Annotated in this window: 18 protein-coding genes, 1 other RNA gene and 2 other annotated features; of the genes, 16 read left to right on the top strand and 3 right to left on the bottom strand. The window is 37.4% G+C overall.

Annotation, left to right across the window (positions count from 1 at the left end; translation table 11 throughout):
* Nucleotides 1–9 precede the first annotated feature (9 nt).
* The 16 genes from thiI to LG377_RS08820 all read left to right on the top strand — a co-directional run bounded on the left by thiI (nucleotide 10) and on the right by LG377_RS08820 (nucleotide 14,832).
* Nucleotides 10–1,224, top strand: a complete 1,215-nt coding sequence (gene thiI / locus LG377_RS08895; protein ID WP_225744305.1) for a tRNA uracil 4-sulfurtransferase ThiI — start codon at nucleotides 10–12, stop codon at nucleotides 1,222–1,224.
* Between the two features lie 69 nt (nucleotides 1,225–1,293).
* Nucleotides 1,294–1,797: a thiol peroxidase gene (gene tpx, locus LG377_RS08890; RefSeq protein WP_225744304.1), complete on the top strand. Its 504-nt coding sequence runs from the start codon at nucleotides 1,294–1,296 to the stop codon at nucleotides 1,795–1,797.
* A 68-nt stretch (nucleotides 1,798–1,865) separates the two neighbouring features.
* Nucleotides 1,866–2,102, top strand: a binding site (T-box leader).
* A 63-nt stretch (nucleotides 2,103–2,165) separates the two neighbouring features.
* Nucleotides 2,166–4,820 (top strand): valine--tRNA ligase, encoded by a 2,655-nt coding sequence (locus LG377_RS08885; RefSeq protein ID WP_225744303.1) that lies wholly within the window; start codon nucleotides 2,166–2,168, stop codon nucleotides 4,818–4,820.
* Nucleotides 4,820–5,482 carry an HAD family phosphatase gene (locus tag LG377_RS08880; protein WP_225744302.1) on the top strand — a complete coding sequence of 221 codons (663 nt, stop codon included), beginning with the start codon at nucleotides 4,820–4,822 and terminating at the stop codon, nucleotides 5,480–5,482. Before LG377_RS08885 ends, LG377_RS08880 begins: the two co-directional genes overlap by 1 nt.
* 83 nt (nucleotides 5,483–5,565) lie before the next feature.
* A complete protein-coding gene (gene radC / locus LG377_RS08875; RefSeq protein ID WP_225744301.1) occupies nucleotides 5,566–6,255 on the top strand; it encodes a DNA repair protein RadC in 690 nt (229 codons plus the stop codon).
* 263 nt (nucleotides 6,256–6,518) lie between these two features.
* Nucleotides 6,519–6,719, top strand: coding sequence for a cold-shock protein (locus LG377_RS08870; RefSeq protein WP_034302391.1), 201 nt, complete (start codon nucleotides 6,519–6,521; stop codon nucleotides 6,717–6,719).
* Between the two features lie 309 nt (nucleotides 6,720–7,028).
* Nucleotides 7,029–8,039: a rod shape-determining protein gene (locus tag LG377_RS08865; protein ID WP_225744300.1), complete on the top strand. Its 1,011-nt coding sequence runs from the start codon at nucleotides 7,029–7,031 to the stop codon at nucleotides 8,037–8,039.
* A 179-nt stretch (nucleotides 8,040–8,218) separates the two neighbouring features.
* Nucleotides 8,219–9,067, top strand: a complete 849-nt coding sequence (mreC, locus tag LG377_RS08860) for a rod shape-determining protein MreC (RefSeq protein WP_225744299.1) — start codon at nucleotides 8,219–8,221, stop codon at nucleotides 9,065–9,067.
* A 2-nt stretch (nucleotides 9,068–9,069) separates the two neighbouring features.
* Entirely contained in the window at nucleotides 9,070–9,609 is a 540-nt protein-coding gene (gene mreD / locus LG377_RS08855; protein ID WP_225744298.1) for a rod shape-determining protein MreD, read from the top strand.
* Nucleotides 9,610–9,674: 65 nt separating this feature from the next.
* The gene (locus LG377_RS08850; RefSeq protein ID WP_225744297.1) at nucleotides 9,675–10,364 is read left to right on the top strand and encodes a septum site-determining protein MinC; all 690 of its coding nucleotides are present in this window, start codon (nucleotides 9,675–9,677) and stop codon (nucleotides 10,362–10,364) included.
* Nucleotides 10,357–11,148, top strand: coding sequence for a septum site-determining protein MinD (gene minD / locus LG377_RS08845; protein ID WP_225744296.1), 792 nt, complete (start codon nucleotides 10,357–10,359; stop codon nucleotides 11,146–11,148). Before LG377_RS08850 ends, minD begins: the two co-directional genes overlap by 8 nt.
* 52 nt (nucleotides 11,149–11,200) lie before the next feature.
* Nucleotides 11,201–11,277, top strand: a sequence feature (ribosomal protein L21 leader region).
* Nucleotides 11,278–11,329: 52 nt separating this feature from the next.
* Complete coding sequence (gene rplU, locus LG377_RS08840; protein ID WP_225744295.1) at nucleotides 11,330–11,641, top strand: 50S ribosomal protein L21; 312 nt, start codon at nucleotides 11,330–11,332, stop codon at nucleotides 11,639–11,641.
* A gap of 18 nt (nucleotides 11,642–11,659) precedes the next feature.
* A complete protein-coding gene (locus LG377_RS08835; RefSeq protein ID WP_225744294.1) occupies nucleotides 11,660–11,998 on the top strand; it encodes a ribosomal-processing cysteine protease Prp in 339 nt (112 codons plus the stop codon).
* Between the two features lie 27 nt (nucleotides 11,999–12,025).
* A complete protein-coding gene (gene rpmA, locus LG377_RS08830; RefSeq protein WP_305067565.1) occupies nucleotides 12,026–12,301 on the top strand; it encodes a 50S ribosomal protein L27 in 276 nt (91 codons plus the stop codon).
* Nucleotides 12,302–12,606: 305 nt separating this feature from the next.
* A complete protein-coding gene (locus LG377_RS08825; protein WP_225744292.1) occupies nucleotides 12,607–13,620 on the top strand; it encodes a class I SAM-dependent methyltransferase in 1,014 nt (337 codons plus the stop codon).
* A gap of 24 nt (nucleotides 13,621–13,644) precedes the next feature.
* A complete protein-coding gene (locus tag LG377_RS08820; RefSeq protein WP_225744291.1) occupies nucleotides 13,645–14,832 on the top strand; it encodes an acetate/propionate family kinase in 1,188 nt (395 codons plus the stop codon).
* A gap of 60 nt (nucleotides 14,833–14,892) precedes the next feature.
* Here the strand turns inward: LG377_RS08820 and LG377_RS08815 are convergent, their stop codons facing one another.
* From LG377_RS08815 to LG377_RS08805, 3 genes are all read right to left on the bottom strand, one after another.
* Nucleotides 14,893–15,354, bottom strand: coding sequence for a universal stress protein (locus tag LG377_RS08815; protein WP_225744290.1), 462 nt, complete (start codon nucleotides 15,352–15,354; stop codon nucleotides 14,893–14,895).
* Nucleotides 15,355–15,509: 155 nt separating this feature from the next.
* A non-coding RNA gene (gene ssrS, locus LG377_RS08810) (6S RNA) lies at nucleotides 15,510–15,698 on the bottom strand.
* A 108-nt stretch (nucleotides 15,699–15,806) separates the two neighbouring features.
* Nucleotides 15,807–17,069, bottom strand: a complete 1,263-nt coding sequence (locus LG377_RS08805; RefSeq protein ID WP_225744289.1) for a replication-associated recombination protein A — start codon at nucleotides 17,067–17,069, stop codon at nucleotides 15,807–15,809.
* Nucleotides 17,070–17,250 lie beyond the last annotated feature (181 nt).

Raw genomic sequence — 17,250 nt, 5'->3', positions numbered from 1 at the left:
AGGGATAAGATGATTACAGAAGTTATGGCAAGGTATGGGGAACTATCAACTAAAGGTAAAAATCGCAAACTATTTATTAAGCAACTAGGTAAAAATGTAGCGTATGTATTAAATGACTTTCCAGCTCTTACGATTAAAGCGAATAGAGATCGATTGCATATTGAATTGAACGGAGAAGCATACGAAGAAATCGTAGATCGTTTGAAAAAAGTCTTTGGCATTCAAACCATTTCTCCTGTTATAAAAGTGGATAAAACCATTGAACAAGCTAATCTTGCGGCACTTTATTTACTCAACCAAGAGTATAAAGACGGAAAAACATTCAAGATTACTGCTAGAAGAGCCGATCATGACTGGGCGTATGAAACAAATGAAGTGAATCAAATCATTGGTCAGTATATTACAGAAGCTATACCTGGAATCAAAGTTAAAATGAAAAATCCAGATATCAATATCAGAGTTGAAATTAGATTGGATGGAATTTTCCTATCTACTGATTCGATTCAAGGAGCTGGTGGACTTCCGGGAGGTACAAGCGGAAAAGGAATGCTGATGATTTCTGGAGGAATTGATTCTCCGGTAGCAGGGTATTATGCTTTGAAAAGAGGGATAGAATTAGAAGCAGTCCACTTTCACAGCCCACCTTATACAAGCCCGCAGGCGCTCCAAAAAGCAAAAGACCTGACAGGGAAATTAGTTGAATTTACTGGACCCATTACATTTATTGAAGTGCCTTTCACTGAGATACAGGAAACCATTAAAAAATATGTACCTCAAGGTTATATGATGACCATAACGCGACGCATGATGTTGAGATTGACAGACATTATACGGGCACAGCGAAGTGGGTTAGCCATCATTAATGGAGAATCACTTGGACAAGTAGCTTCGCAGACTTTGGAAAGCATGTCTGTAATCTCAGAAGTAACCAATACACCGGTTCTTAGACCGTTGATTTCAATGGATAAGAATGACATCATCAAAATTGCAGAAGAAATCGATACTTTTGATCTATCCATTTTGCCTTATGAAGATTGCTGTACAATATTTTCACCGCCCAAACCGCGGACAAAGCCAAAGTTATCTCACGTACTGGAAAACGAAGCTAAAATAGACATTGAAGGAATGATTGAGAGAGCTATCGTAGGGATCTCTATTGAAAAAATCGGTCTGAATCAGTCAAAAGAAACAGATCAGAAAGCATTATTCGAAGACCTTCTGTAGATTTTGTTGTACAAACAGCTTTCTTACCGTTAAAATGAAACTATTAAAAGATAGAAAGAGGTTATCAGCATGGATGTTAAAATGAAAGGTAAACCACTTACTACTAATGGAGAGATACCCGCTAAAGGGTCGCAAGCTCCAGCGTTCACTTTAAAAGATTTGAATGACCAATCAGTGTCACTTGAAGATTATAAAGGATATGTCGTTTTGATCAGTACGTTTCCGGACATTAACACAAGTACGTGTTCAAGACAGACCGGTAAATTTAATGAAATGGCAGGCACTTTGAAAGATACCAAAATTATTTCTATATCTTCAAACACAGTAGAAGAGCAAAAAGACTGGTGTGCTGCAAAATCAATCGATATGGATCTATTACATGATAGTGAAAGAAGTTTCTCTAAAGATTATGGACTTTATGTAGAAGAAATGGATAAAACTGCTCGAGCAGTTCTTGTGCTAAACAGACAAGGTCAAGTTGTCTATAATGAAGTCGTTAAAGAAATGTCTGAAGATCCAAATTATGAAGCAGCGGTTGCGGCTGCCAAACATGAAGAGGCAGAGATATCTTAAATAAAGCTTTATTTTCAAAGAGTAGTTTGATAGAATATCAATAAATCATAAAAGACCAACTAATTGAATATAGAGCAATGATCAAGAGAAGTATCTGTCGTGTATTCTGTTTAAGAGAATGGGTGTCTGCTGAAAATCCCTAACAGAACCGATAGAGAAGTAGCTTGAGAGCTAACAGAGTGAAATTTGAGTAACTTTGTTTGAAGTAACGGATCATTACATCCGTATATGAAGAGGTTTGAAGGCACAGTCGTGTTCTTTGATCAATTTAGGTGGTACCGCGAATAAGAGCATTCGTCCTATTGTTACAGGACAAATGCTCTTTTTATTTTGTGTTTAATTTGATGTTAAAAATAGGAGATGAGTATATGACAGAAGAAATCAGCATGTCAAAAAAGTATCAGCCTACTGAAGTAGAAGCCGGCAGATACGAACAATGGATTGAAAAAGATTTATTTAAGCCAAGTGGAGATCAAAAAGCAGAGCCTTATTCAATCGTAATTCCGCCTCCAAACGTTACCGGGAAATTACATTTAGGTCATGCTTGGGATACAACACTACAAGATATTATTATTCGTCAGAAAAGAATGCAGGGATTCGATACTTTATGGCTTCCAGGAATGGACCATGCGGGGATTGCTACCCAAGCTAAAGTAGAAGAAAAATTAGCACAAGATGGTATCTCTCGTTATGATCTGGGAAGAGAAAAATTCTTGGAAAAAGTATGGGACTGGAAAGAAGAATATGCGTCAAACATCAGAGCGCAATGGGCTAAAGTCGGGATTTCTGTTGATTATAGTCGGGAGCGATTTACGCTTGATGAAGGATTAAATGATGCTGTTAAAAAGGTCTTTGTCGATCTTTATAACAAAGGATTGATCTACCGTGGAGAATACATCATCAACTGGGATCCTAAAGCTCAAACAGCTTTGTCTGATATCGAAGTTGACCACAAAGATGTTAATGGTGCTTTCTATCATATGAAGTATCCTTTAACAGATGGTTCTGGAGAAGTTGAAATTGCAACGACGAGACCAGAAACGATGCTTGGCGATACGGCTGTTGCCGTACATCCAGAAGACGATCGCTATAAAGATTTAATCGGTAAAACACTTAAATTACCATTAGTAGGTAGAGAACTGCCAATCATTGCGGACGATTATGTTGAAATGGATTTTGGAACAGGTATGGTTAAAATTACACCAGCTCATGATCCAAATGACTTTGAAGTGGGTAATCGTCATGATCTAGAAAGAATCAATGTAATGAATAACGATGGTTCAATGAATGATTTAGCTGGGGAATATGCGGGAATGGATCGATTTGAAGCCCGTAAAGCGATCATCAAAGATTTAAAAGAGCAAGGATATCTGATTAAAGTAGAAGAAATGGTTCATAGTGTAGGACACTCTGAAAGAACAGGAGTCGTAGTTGAACCAAGACTATCTACTCAGTGGTTCGTAAAAATGGATCCTCTGGCTAAAAGAACACTTGATAACCAGAAAACAGATGATAAAGTACATTTCGTACCTGAGCGGTTTGAGAGATCATTTTCAATGTGGATGGAAAACGTCCATGACTGGGTTATATCAAGACAATTATGGTGGGGCCACCGTATACCAGCTTGGTATCACAATGAAACTGGTGAAGTATATGTTAGTGAAACAGAACCTGAAGATAGTCAAAACTGGACCCAAGATAATGATGTTCTAGATACTTGGTTTAGTTCAGCGCTATGGCCATTTTCTACAATGGGTTGGCCAGACAAAGAATCTTCTGACTTTAAACGTTATTATCCTAATAGTACACTTGTAACAGGTTATGATATTATACCTTTCTGGGTAAGTCGTATGATATTCCAGGGATTAGAATTTACAGACAAAAGTCCATTCAAGCATGCCTTGATTCACGGGTTAATTCGTGACGAGCAAGGAAGAAAAATGAGTAAGTCTTTAGGTAACGGGATTGATCCTATGGAAGTGATCGACAAGTACGGTGCAGATGCTTTACGCTGGTTCCTGTCGAATGGTTCAGCACCCGGTCAAGATGTCCGCTTTAGTTATGAAAAAATGGATGCCGCTTGGAATTTCATCAATAAAATCTGGAATGCCAGTCGATATGTCATCATGAACTTAGAAGACTTTGACTTAAAAGACATGAACTTAAGTGGTAAACAATCAATCGCTGATAAATGGATTTTAGCTAGATTGAATGAAACCATTGCACAGGTAACCGATCTCTTTGAGAAGTTTGAATTTGGAGAAGGTGGAAGAGCCCTTTATAAATTCATCTGGGATGATTATTGTGACTGGTATATTGAAATGAGTAAAGAAATTCTTTTCAATGGTTCAGAAGAAGAGAAAAACTCAACACGAAGCATTTTAGTGCATGTTCTAGATCAAACACTTAAGTTATTGCATCCAGTTATGCCATTCGTTACAGAAGAGATTTGGGAGAATATGCCACACTCTGGAGAGTCCCTAGTAGTTGCGGAGTATCCTCAAGTGAATGCTGACTTTGAAGACGAAGAAGCTGTTAGCAATATGAACATGCTGATCGAACTTATTCGATCTATCAGAACGATTCGAGCTGAAGTGAACCGTCCATTATCTAAAAAAATCGATATCTTAGTTCGTGCGAAATCAAATAAAGAAAAACAATTCTTGACAGATAATAAAAGTTTCATTGAAAGATTCTGTAATCCCGAAGCTTTAACAATCGATACAACGATATCAGTGCCTGATGAAGTGAAGACCGCAGTGATTTCAGGAGCAGATATTTTCTTGCCGCTTGCTGGATTAGTAGATGTTGATGAAGAAATCGAGCGTTTAAGCAAAGAACTGGACAAATGGGCACAAGAGATCAAACGGGTGGAAGGTAAATTATCAAACCAGAAGTTTGTTGCCAATGCACCTGAGAAAATTGTTGAAGAAGAAAGAGCAAAAGAAAGTGAATACAGAGCAAGACAAGTTTCTGTTGCAGACCAACTTGAAAAACTTAAAGCTTTAAAAGGAGCAGAGTAATGAGCAAAGTGAAAGCTGTCATATTTGATATGGACGGATTGATTTTTGATACAGAAAAAATTTATTATCAGTCCAACCAATCTATTGCAGATCAAATCGGTCTACCATTCACATATGAATTTTACGAAAGATATGTGGGTGCCAGTGATAAAGACTTTTTTGCAGCGTTACATGAAGAATATAAAAATCAATCTTTAGTTGAAGAATTTATTCAAAAAAGTCAAATTGATATTCATGAGTCCCTTTTAAAGACGACAATTCCTAAGAAAAAAGGATTGCTTGAATTACTGGAATTTCTGACTGATCAGCAGATTGAGATGGTTGTTGCTTCTTCCACTGAACGTAGTATGGTAGAAACTTTGATCAAAAATGCCGGAATTGCGGATTATTTCATTGGAGTTGTAGGTGGAAACGAAGTTGAGAATTCTAAGCCAGATCCTGCAATCTTTTTGAAAGCTATCAGTCTGACAGTAGCTGAAAAAGAAGAAGCTGTTGTCTTGGAAGACTCATTGAATGGTGTAAGAGCAGCACATGCTGCCAATATCCCAGTGTTGATGGTACCGGATTTACTCACTCCAAATGAAGAAGCCAAAGATAAAGCCACACATATTATTGAAGATTTAACTAAAGTGATCGATTATGTAAAAAATAAGACTAAATAAATCAATAATCTATTTTTCCGTAAGTATATAGAAGAGAGAGGTGATCATTTACCTCTCTCTTTTTTATATAGAGGAGGACTTTGATGACTGTCTTAACACAAAAATTTGTAGATGTACCGGAACAATCCAGACCAAGAGAGCGACTAAATGAATATGGTGCGAAGGCACTCGCGAACCATGAGCTGCTTGCCATACTCCTAAGAACGGGAACTAGAAATTTGAACGTGCTACAACTCAGTATGAATGTTTTCTCTGAGTTTGATGATTTGTTTTCTCTTCGTCATGTTAGTGTGGAAGAATTGATGAGAATCCAGGGGATTGGAAAAGCCAAGGCGATAGAGCTGGTTGCGGCAATTGAATTAGGTGGGCGGGTCGCAAGAGCTTCTCAGATCAAAGAAGGCACGGTGACTTCTAGTTCATATATAGGCAATCTGCTTCAAGAAGAATTAGGTGGATTGCATCAAGAGCACGTTATGGCAATCTATCTAAATACAAAAAACGAAATTATAAAAAAAGAAACGGTATTTAAAGGTAGTTTGAATAGCTCTGTTGCACATCCAAGAGAAATTTTTAGAGGTGCAGTGAAATATGCTGCGGCGAGAATTATTATAGCGCACAATCATCCTTCTGGAAATCCAGATCCTTCAGAAGCGGATATTTCTTTTACTGAAAGAATGACTAAAGCAGGCGAGATGATAGGGATCGACTTACTAGACCATATCATTGTTGGGGAAAATTCTTATATCAGTTTAAAAGAGTGTGGACTGATCTAATTCTATAACCGTACATAAAATTAGTAAAATAAAAATCTCTTTTTTTGAGAAAGCGTTAGTAAAAAGTTTATAAAATTCAAAATTAATTTCAAGTAAATTTTATTTAATTGAGGTAATGGCTTGCGTTATTAAAAAAAGCATGGTATAGTTAACTTAGCATTTTGTTAGGGAAAGAAAAAAGATATGTGTAATAACATTCCGATTCGTTACCATAGCAATAATGTGAAATATAATGTGCTTACGGCACGAGGAGGAAAAGTAATATGGAAAATGGTACAGTAAAATGGTTTAACGCAGAAAAAGGTTTTGGCTTCATCGAACGTGAAGGTGCAGATGATGTATTCGTACACTTCTCAGCTATCAACGAAGAAGGATTCAAATCATTAGAAGAAGGACAAGCTGTAACTTTCGACATCGAAGAAGGCGCACGCGGACCTCAAGCTGCTAACGTAGAAAAAGCTTAATTAAACTTAAAAATTTTCAACCGAGAGAGCGTCTAACGCTCTCTCGGTTTTTTAATTACTCAGAAAAGATTTTATCTTCAAGGGTTACATAGAATGTATAGGCATTTTTCATGTCCTGTGTTAGAATTAAGCAACAATTTGAGTTTCTTCTATCAAATTGGTGTCAAATATAAAAAAAGAATTAAAGTCGCAATCTAGTAGTGAAAAATTCTTTGTAAAAGGGTACAATGAAGCAATGAATCTTTGCAATTAAACGAATGAATATCTAACAAAGATCGTAATGTTTTATTTTGAGAGGGGAACGAACACGTGCGTTGGTTTAACAAAAAAGGAATTGGGATTGATTTAGGCACAGCGAATACAAATGTTTACGTAGAAGGAAAAGGTATCGCTATAGGAGAACCTTCCGTTGTTGCCAAAGATAATACAACAGGAGAAGTCGTTTCAGTAGGCCTAGACGCTCAGAAAATGATCGGCCGTACTCCTGGAAGTATTGTAGCCATCCGTCCAATGAAAGATGGCGTTATCGCAGATTACGATACAACGATCGCGATGATGGAATACTTTATTTCTAAAGGAACAGGCAAAAAAAATTCTAAGCCAAGTGTCATTGTATGTGTACCTGGTGGAGGAACTGAAGTAGAAAAAAGAGCCATTATTGATGCAACTAAAATGGCAGGCGCAAGTGAAGCATTCTTAATCGAAGAACCATTTGCTGCTGCAATCGGAGCAGGTTTACCAGTCAATGATCCTACCGGAAGCATGGTAGTAGATATCGGAGGCGGTACAACAGACGTTGCGACGATTTCACTGGGCGGTATCGTCAGTAGTCGTACAATTAAAATGGCTGGAGATCAGATGGATATTTCAATTATCCATTATATCCGTAATAAATATAATTTATTAATTGGAGAAAGAACAGCTGAATCAGTGAAAATGGAACTTGGTTGTGCTTCAATTGAAGCAGCAAAAGAACTAGGTTCTACAGATATCCGTGGTAGAGATTTATTGACAGGTTTACCAAAAACCATTGAAATCTCAGCTGTAGATATTGCTGAAGCTATTCAAGAAGTTGTAGACAGCATTGTCGTTGCTGTTAAAGGAACGCTTGAAGATACATCTCCAGAAATCTCAGCAGATGTTATTGACAGAGGAATCGTCTTGACAGGTGGAGGCGCAATGCTGAAACACCTAAGTGAAGTGATTGCAGAGCAAACTGAAGTACCAGTATTTGTTGCGAATGATCCATTGAACTGTGTTGCAATTGGTACTGGAGAAGCTTTAAATCATCTAGATCTTTACCGTAAGCAAAGCAGATAAATAAATTGCATAACTGAAATAGGCGGGAAGGGCTACTTCCCGCTTATTTATTGAATTCAAGTAAAGTGAAAAACTGCTCGGAGATGATCTGATTTTTTTATAGATGACTTTATAAAAACTACGAATATGCTTGGAATTATGGTAAAATGACCAAAGCTATAGTATTTGAGGTGTGAGAAGTGAACCAATTTTTTACAAACAAAAAAATGATCGTATTACTAGTGAGTGTTATATTATTTGTGTCGTTACTGTCTTTATCTTTGACGCAAGTCGGTTCATCTAATTTTGTACAGCAGTTTACAAACGATATCACAGCAGTTACAGGACGGGTTTTTGCTAAGCCAGTTAATGCGGTGAGTGATCTTTTCGGTTCGATCGATCGATTACAAGATACTTTTGAAGAAAATCAGCGATTAAAAAAAGAAATTGACCGTATTTATGAAACACAGGCTGAACTTGCAGTATTAAGAGACGAAAATCAAATTATGCAAGAAGAACTCGATTTACAGAACTCTTTAACAGATTTCCAGACGATTACTGGATCTGTCATTTCTAGAAATCCCGACTCTTGGGTTGATCAAGTGACCATTGACCGGGGAAGTCAAGATGGTCTAGAAAACGGCATGTCTGTGATGTCTAATAATGGTTTAGTTGGTAGAGTCATTGAAACCAACCCAACAAGTTCGAAAGTCGTTCTTTTGACAAACCTTGAAGGATCTTCAAATCAAGTTTCTGCGGAAATTTTATCAGAAGAAGTGATTAATGGGCTTATCAGTGGTTATGATGTTGAATCCAATCGATTAATCATGACTCAAATAACGTCTACTGCAGAAATTGCAGAAGGAGAACAAGTGATTACTTCCGGTTTAGGAGGATCTATCCCTCGTTCACTGGTTATTGGAACGGTAGATGAAGTTACAATGGATGACCATGGACTAGCACAAAGAGTTTATATCAAACCAGCTGCAGATTTTGAGCATATTCGATATGTGACGATTATCAATCGTACTGCTGAAAGCGGGGAGTAAGAATGAGTCAATGGAAAAAGATTCTTTACCCCTTAATACTCCTTTTAGTAGCCTTGCTACTTGATGGAGTACTGACGGCTCAATTAAAAGCAGTATTCACAACGGATGTCGGGACAATTGTTCCAAGACTCACAGTACTTGTATTACTGATCCTTTCTTTCTATCTGAGCTTTAAACATATTATATGGCTCTCTTTGATTATGGGATTTTTATATGATAGTTACTATACTGGGTATTTAGGTATCTATATGGCTACATTTACATTGATCGCCTATGTGATTCTCCAACTTAGAAGTTACTTCAAACCTAATTTACTGATTTATGTACTGTTAAGTGTCATCGTGATTACACTTTTAGAGTTTTTTGTATTTGGAGTCTACCGTGCCATCAATATTACGCAGCTATCTATGCAACTTTTCATTGTAGAACGTCTGGGGATAAGTTTACTCTTCAATGGAATTATGATGTTAATCATAGGATATCCTGTGGACAAAATAGGCCAGAAGGTTGTACAAAAAGAAGAGATAAGATTCAAAAGATAAGCTTCATTTAATAGGAATGATAAGTGAAATAGGGAATGCCAATCTTTATTACAGAGGTGAAAAACTTGCAGAAGATTGTAACACTTAAAGGAACTAAAGAAGGATTTCAATTACTCGTTGATCAGTCAGCAGCGTTTCTTACAATCGTTGAAGAAACGACGAAATTAATTAATCCATTAAAAAAAGAAGCGACAGCCGCGAAACCAATCGAATTGACAATCAAGACCGGAAATCGATTGTGGAACGAGAAAGAAAAAGAAGAAATCAGAACGTTGATTGAAGAAAAGTCCTATCTAAAAATCAAAGCGATTGATTCAGAGGTCGTTAAAATAGAAAGAGCTTTAGAGTGGCATGATGAAGTAAGCACGAAGCTTGAAGTCAGTACTGTTCGTAGCGGTCAAATCATCGATGTGGAAGGTGATTTACTTTTAGTTGGTGGTGTACATCCAGGCGGGACTGTGAAAGCGTCTGGTAGTATCTATATTATAGGAGACCTCAGGGGTATTGCTCATGCGGGTACGAAAGGTAAAGAACAAGCTGTTGTCATTGCTAATTTTTCTTACAACGCACAAGTTCGTATTGCTGACCATGTACATGTAGTCGATACTGCTGAAAAAGAAACACAGGATACTGCAGCAAAATTTGAAGTGGTTTATTTGGATGACTTACATATTTTGAGAGTGTCGCCACTCAATGAATTGAAAAAGATTAGACCAGAATTAGGAAATGTTACAGGAGGATTAATCAATGGGTAAAGCCATCGTTATAACATCAGGTAAAGGCGGAGTTGGAAAAACAACTTCAACAGCTAATATTGGTACTGCATTAGCGCTACAAGGGAAAAAAATCTGCCTAGTCGATATGGATATTGGATTAAGAAATCTGGATGTCATATTAGGTCTAGAAAATAGAATTATATATGATATCGTGGATGTACTTGAAGGGCGAGCTAAGCTCCACCAAGCCATTATCAAAGATAAAAGATTCAATGATCAACTATTTCTACTACCTGCAGCTCAGCATGCAGATAAAAATGTCATCAATGAAGATCAGATGATTGAACTGATCAGCGAGTTGAAGAAAGATTATGATTATGTACTCATCGACTGCCCAGCAGGAATCGAACAAGGATTTAAAAATTCAATTGCAGCAGCAGATGACGCTATTCTTATCACTACTCCAGAAATCTCGGCCATCAGAGATGCAGATAGAATCATCGGCTTAGTAGAACAGACTAAGATTGGTTCACCAAAACTAGTCATTAACAGAATTAGAAAGCGTATGATGCAACAAGGTGATGTCATGGATATAGATGAGATTACGAGACATCTTTCTGTTAAGCTTTTAGGGATTGTTTTTGAAGATGATGAAGTCGTCCGTTCTTCAAACAAAGGAAATCCAGTTGCATTAGATCCGGATAACATCTCTTCTCAGGGATACAGAAATATTGCACGAAGAATTCTTGGAGAAACGGTACCTTTAATGACGCTTAAAGAAGAGAAGAAATCTTTCTGGCAAAAGATATTTAATAAAAACTAATTGACTTGAACCGTTCGTTTTGGTATCATAATAACGTTGTATTTGTGCCGCACCACAGCTACAACCGCTCGTATATGAGTTTTCAAGATCTGATTAAGGTCACTTATAACGGCGAGTCTTAGTGCAATAGAGAGCATGGCGTTATGCGGTGTGCTCTACTAAATAAGGAGGTGCAACAAACATGTATGCAATCATCAAAACAGGTGGCAAACAAATCAAAGTAGAAGAAGGAAAAGCAATCTTCGTTGAGAAATTAGAAGGTGAAGCTGGAGATTCTGTTACTTTTGGTGAAGTATTGTTTGTTGGAGGAGACAACGCAATCGTTGGAACTCCAACAGTTGAGGGAGCTTCAGTAGAAGCTATCATCGAGAAACAGGGACGTGCTAAGAAAGTTACTACGTTCAAGTATCGTCGTAGAAAAGACTCTCATACTAAACGTGGACATCGTCAACCATACACTAAAGTAACAATCAACTCGATTAAAACAAAGTAAGCGAAAGAAGGATTTTAAATGATTCAAGCGCATTTTGATCGTTTGAAGAATAACCAAATCATTTCTATCGAGATTTCTGGTCATGCAGATTCTGGTCCATATGGACAAGATCTTGTATGTGCCGCAGTTTCGGCGCTTAGTATTGGAGCGATAAATAGTATAATAGAGCTGGCTAAATTGACCCCTTCTATTGATATCGATGAAGAAAATGGAGGCTATCTTTCCATGACTCTTCCAGACAATCGATCTGAAGAACAGTCTAATGTAGCTCAGATTTTATTGGAAAGTTTATTGCTATCGCTTAAAAGTGTACAGGAAGAGTCCCCAAAATATATCAAGATTAAACAGACTAAATAAAGATGGAGGTGCATTCTAATGTTGAAAATGAATTTACAGTTGTTCGCACACAAAAAAGGTGGCGGATCTACAACTAACGGTCGTGACTCTCAATCAAAACGTTTAGGCGCTAAACGTGGAGATGGTCAAGTCGTTTCAGGTGGTTCGATTTTATTCCGTCAACGCGGAACTAAAATCTATCCTGGAGAAAACGTTGGAAAAGGCGGAGACGATACTCTATTTGCAAAAATTGATGGCGTTGTTCGTTTCGAACGTAAAGGTAAAAACAAAAAACAAGTATCTGTATATCCAGTAGCTAACTAATTTAACGGACTAATTCGTTAAGAAGTTTGCCTGAACGGAAACTATAAGGAATTATGAGGACCTAAGTTAATGGATCCTCATAATTCCTTTTTTGTTAGTGTGAATCCTTATTTTAATCCCTTGAGAAAACCAATAGAATCAGTTAAAATGAATATGTTACAGAGTTTAATTTTTCGATTACTTGACCGATTATTTCGTAACGCACACGTTTAGCAACAAAAGCTATTTTTCTCGATTCCAATTCTAGATTCTAGCTTGACGTGTACGGAATGAATAGTCTTAGTCTTGTAGAAAGGCGGGCTAAAGTGTCGACAGAACATATCGAATCTGTTTACCAAGTTCTGGATCAATCTGCTATGATGCTTAAAGAAGATCTTCAGGTCTCCTACATGGAAGCGTTGATTGAAACAGGAGAAAATTTACTGGATAACAAAACCGTTCGCATTCTGGATGGTAAACCGTCCAAGTATACTCAAGATGAACTTGAAGCTCTGTATGAGCAATTAGATCTTTCAGAAATCGCTTCAAATGAATTGAGACAGGCAATACAACTTTCAATATTGAGAGGAATGCGTGAAGATTTCGTTCAAGCAAACCACCAGATGACACCAGACTCTATTGGATCATTGATGGCTTACTTGGTAGAAGTCTTAGCGCCACCGAAATCAGAAACACCGTATCATTTACTGGATCTATCCATAGGAACGGGTAACTTAACCTATACACTCTTTCACTTTTTGAATAGAGATAATAGAATTATTCAACTTTCAGGAATAGATAATGATGAGTTACTTTTGTCGTTAGCCGCTACTAGTGCTGCTCTTCAGAATGTAACCATTAGTTTAACGCTCCAAGATGCTTTAAGTAATCTGCTCATTGAACCAGCCGATACTATTGTATCCGACTTACCAGTAGGATATTATCCGTTAGATGAACAATCTGAAAAGTTTGAAACATCTTTTCCGACAGGACACTCCTTTACCCATCATTTAATGATTGAACAAGGAATGAACTATTTGAAAGAAGGAGGCTTTGGGTTTTATCTGGTACCTTCAAATATTTTTGAATCAGAAGAAGCCAAAGACTTACTTGCATTTATCCAGAAAGTAGGACACTTTCAAGGAATGCTTACATTACCTAAAGAATTATTCAAGACAGAACAGTCCAGGAAATCTATATTAATTGTTCAAAAAAATGGTGTGGGTACGCAACAGGCAAAAGAAGTCTTGTTAGCAACTGCTCCTGATTTTAAGAATTTACCAGCTATGCAAGATTTAATAGCTGAAATAACGCAATGGAAACATAATTTTCTAAACTAATCAACTATAAAAGGAGAGACATGCATGTCTAAGACAATCGCTATTAACGCTGGAAGCTCCAGCTTGAAATGGAAACTTTTTGAAATGCCTGAAGAAACTGTATTAGCTTCTGGTATCGTAGAACGTATCGGATTGAACGATTCGATTTTTACAATTAAATACGGTGAAGGTCAAAAATATAAAGAAGTATTAGATATTAATGATCATGAAGTTGCCGTTGAAATGTTACTAAAACAATTAACTGAATTAAATATTATTGAAGACTTCGACGAAATTACGGGTGTTGGACACCGTGTTGTTGCTGGTGGTGAAATCTTCCAAGATTCTGCACTTGTCACAGATGAAGTTATTGATCAAATCGAAGATCTTTCTGAATTTGCACCACTTCACAACCCGGCTAACGCTACTGGAATTAAAGGTTTCCGTAAGATCTTACCAGATATCACAAGTGTTGCTGTATTCGATACTTCTTTCCACCAAACAATGCCGAAGGTAAATTATATGTACAGTATTCCAATGGAATATTACAAAAAACATAATGCACGTAAATACGGCGCCCACGGAACGAGTCATAAATATGTAGCGGAACGTGCTGCTGAAATGATGGGTAAGCCAGTTGAAGAACTTAAAATCATTACGTGTCATCTAGGTAATGGTGCTTCAATCACTGCTGTTGATGGCGGGAAATCTGTTGATACCTCAATGGGATTCACACCTTTAGCGGGAGTAACAATGGGTACTCGTTCTGGTGATATTGATGCTTCATTACTTCCATTCTTAATGGAAAAAGAAGGTATTGATAACATCAACGATATGATCTACATCTTGAATAATGAATCGGGCTTAAAAGGTCTTTCTGGAATCTCAAGTGATATGCGTGATCTTGAAGATGCAGAACATACAAATGAAGATGCTGCTTTAGCGCTTCGCATTTTTGAAGATAGAGTTAGAAAATATGTAGGTTCATACGCAGCAACTATGAACGGCGTAGATGCAATCGTATTTACTGCTGGTATTGGTGAGAATGGTGTTGAAACACGTGAGAACGTGATCAACGGATTGACATTCTTAGGAGCCGAAATCGATACTGAGAAAAACGATGTTCGTGGAGACGAGCGTTTTATCTCTACTGAAGATTCTAAAGTTAAAGTCTTACTAGTTCCAACTGATGAAGAAGTCATGATTGCTCGTGACGTTGAAAAACATAGATAATAACTAAATAAAAGCACATTGCCTTTATGAGGAAGGGTAATGTGCTTTTTTTGTATGTTGTTATTTACTTAAGTTGTTTTTCACATCTGTTCGAACGACCAATACATCACAATCTGCATGTCGAATGACGTATTCAGAAACAGAACCTACAAATATTCGCTCAACAGCATTAAGTCCTGTAGCACCTAGCATAATCAAATCGACATCATTGGATTCTGGAATTTGTTTGGCAACCATTACTTTTGGGGAGCCGTACTCAAGTACAATTTTAACATTAGAGACGCCGTCTTTTTCAGCTTCAGCTTTGTACTGTTCTAAAGTGTTCTGCGCTTCTTCCCGCGCATTATCAGCAATGGATCCATCAAAAGTAGAAAAAGACTGATAAGCACGTGTATCGATAACATGGGCTAAAACTAGAGAAGCACGATTTCGCTCGGCCACAGCAACGGCTTTCTTGAAAGCTTTTTCGGCCGCTTGGGAGCCATCAACAGCAACGAGTATTTTATTGTATTCTTGTAACATAGGGATTCCTCTCCTTTGTATTCAAGTTTTCTATATTTGTATACTTATAGTATACAAGAAAAAATAAAGATTATGATAATAGTTTAACCTTTTTTGCAAAACCAGAGTATAAAAAAACCACTTTAGAAAACTAAAGTGGTTCAATCGCTAAGTATAAGAAATCCGATGGTGCCGGTAGATTGTCGTGTTTGGTTGAACCCGCAATATAGCAGGTGGGCTTCACCGGAAAAATATCTGACTACCAAGTGATAAGGCATGTCATGAATTCTTCCTTCAGAATCCCAGTTTTTAAAGAATATGTTCGGTCAACACAGTAGCCGACAACGCGTACACCTCAGAAATCTTACTCTTATAATAGCATCGATTCCTTACTTTGTCAATCATTTGAATTACATGCTTAAAACAATATAAGCAAAATAGTTCGTTGTAATCGTTTGTTCGTTGGATTAAGTTCATGAATTGAACTTGTTATATTGCTTTGATAATGCTTCTTCAAATTTACTTTTTGAATTGGGAATATAGTAAAGTGCACCTTTTAGCGAATTAGGTAAATATTGCTGATCTACCCATGAATCAGGATAGGCATGCGGATATTTGTAAGTGACTCCCCGATCAAGTTCCTTTGCACCTGTATAATGACTATCCTTTAAATGGTTAGGCACGTGTCCACTTTTTCCTTGCCTTACATCTGCAAGTGCTTGATCGATTGCAGAAATAGCGGAATTTGATTTTGGAGAAAGTGCTAATTCAATGACTGCATTTGCTAACGGAATTCTTGCTTCGGGGAAACCTAACTTTTCTGCAGATTGAACAGCTGTTACGGCTCGAGCAGCGCCCGCAGGATTGGAGAGACCGATATCTTCATAGGCAATAACCATTAGTCTTCTACAGATAATTTGAAGCTCTCCAGCTTCGACCAGTCGTGCCATATAATGCAAGGCGGCATGAACATCACTACCTCGGATAGATTTTTGGAAAGCTGAAATAACATCATAATGTGCATCACCATCTTTATCATGGGTAAGCACTTTTCTTTGCAAACATTCTTCGGCAATCGCTAATGTAACACGAATAATGCCTTCATGATCTACGGGAGTCGACTCAGCAGCCAGCTCAAGAGCATTCAAAGCACTTCTAAGGTCTCCATTCGTTGCTCTAGAAAAATGCGTTAGAGCCTGCTCATCTACAGCAAGTGATAGCTTGCCTAGACCATTTTCCTTATCAGTTAAGGCTCTGTTTAGTGCCGATGTGATTTGTTCTTCGGTTAGTGGCTGTAATTCAAATATTTGTGATCGGCTTCTAATAGCCGGGTGAATAGAAATATATGGATTTTCTGTTGTAGCACCAATCAAGATGATACGACCATTTTCAAGGTGAGGTAAGAGGAAATCTTGTTTTGGTTTATCTAAACGATGGACCTCATCTAATAATAAAATAACCGTTCCACTCATTTTTGCTTCTTCAGCAACGATTTGTAAGTCTTTCTTTGAATCGGTCGCTGCATTGAGCATTCTAAAAGCATACTGAGTTGATCCCGCAATGGCACTTGCAATACTGGTTTTTCCAATTCCAGGTGGGCCATACAAAATCATGGAAGATAAGCGTTTAGCTTCCACCATACGCCAGATAATTTTTTCTTTTCCTACAAGATGTTCTTGTCCAACAATCATGTCTATAGAAGTTGGTCGCATACGATAAGCTAATGGCTGACTCAAACTAGCAGCTCCTTTCAATTTCATTATAGATAGTATAACACGAGAAAAATAGAATCTCTAATTCTAGTGAACGTCCGTTTGTGTGAATAGGAAATATTTATCGCAATCTTATACTGTCTAGACGTACTACTTTGTGATACTATGTATAGTGAATTAGTTCCAAAAAGGGAATAGATGAGGG

Source organism: Marinilactibacillus sp. Marseille-P9653 (assembly GCF_916618885.1).
Taxonomy (GTDB): Bacteria; Bacillota; Bacilli; order Lactobacillales; family Carnobacteriaceae_A; genus Marinilactibacillus.
Note: the sequence above shows the minus strand (reverse complement) of the source record. Positions and strands in the feature narration are given on the sequence as shown.

Bases quoted from the DNA above. Each gene is read 5' to 3' on its own strand.
- thiI (WP_225744305.1), top strand. From the start codon at position 10: ATGATTACAGAAGTTATGGCAAGGTATGGGGAACTATCAACTAAAGGT.
- tpx (WP_225744304.1), top strand. From the start codon at position 1,294: ATGGATGTTAAAATGAAAGGTAAACCACTTACTACTAATGGAGAGATA.
- LG377_RS08885 (WP_225744303.1), top strand. From the start codon at position 2,166: ATGACAGAAGAAATCAGCATGTCAAAAAAGTATCAGCCTACTGAAGTA.
- LG377_RS08880 (WP_225744302.1), top strand. From the start codon at position 4,820: ATGAGCAAAGTGAAAGCTGTCATATTTGATATGGACGGATTGATTTTT.
- radC (WP_225744301.1), top strand. From the start codon at position 5,566: ATGACTGTCTTAACACAAAAATTTGTAGATGTACCGGAACAATCCAGA.
- LG377_RS08870 (WP_034302391.1), top strand. From the start codon at position 6,519: ATGGAAAATGGTACAGTAAAATGGTTTAACGCAGAAAAAGGTTTTGGC.
- mreD (WP_225744298.1), top strand. From the start codon at position 9,070: ATGAGTCAATGGAAAAAGATTCTTTACCCCTTAATACTCCTTTTAGTA.
- minD (WP_225744296.1), top strand. From the start codon at position 10,357: ATGGGTAAAGCCATCGTTATAACATCAGGTAAAGGCGGAGTTGGAAAA.
- rplU (WP_225744295.1), top strand. From the start codon at position 11,330: ATGTATGCAATCATCAAAACAGGTGGCAAACAAATCAAAGTAGAAGAA.
- LG377_RS08835 (WP_225744294.1), top strand. From the start codon at position 11,660: ATGATTCAAGCGCATTTTGATCGTTTGAAGAATAACCAAATCATTTCT.
- rpmA (WP_305067565.1), top strand. From the start codon at position 12,026: ATGAATTTACAGTTGTTCGCACACAAAAAAGGTGGCGGATCTACAACT.
- LG377_RS08820 (WP_225744291.1), top strand. From the start codon at position 13,645: ATGTCTAAGACAATCGCTATTAACGCTGGAAGCTCCAGCTTGAAATGG.
- LG377_RS08815 (WP_225744290.1), bottom strand. From the start codon at position 15,354: ATGTTACAAGAATACAATAAAATACTCGTTGCTGTTGATGGCTCCCAA.